Annotated in this window: 1 pseudogene; it reads right to left on the bottom strand. The window is 59.8% G+C overall.

What is annotated here, in order from left to right:
* Positions 1-229, bottom strand: a pseudogene (locus ACPYOG_RS21215) (amidohydrolase family protein); the annotation flags it as partial.

Consider the following 229-nt stretch of genomic DNA (forward strand, 5'->3'; position numbering starts at 1 on the left):
TCGTTACCCCTCCTTCGAGGGCGTCGAGCATGCCCACAAGGGCTGAGATGTACAGGTCCTTGGGCCGGTAGTCCTGCATCGCTTTGCCGCGAATGTGCTTCAAGAAGTTGTACGAGGTCCAACCGGATGCCGAAGTCCGGGTGCTGGACAACCAGCTATGACGATGCGCGTCGATCATGCCGGGCATGACGATGCAGCGTTCCGCATCAATGATGGCAGCGCCTGGAGG

Source organism: Leifsonia sp. HAY1-4F, from assembly GCF_056755275.1.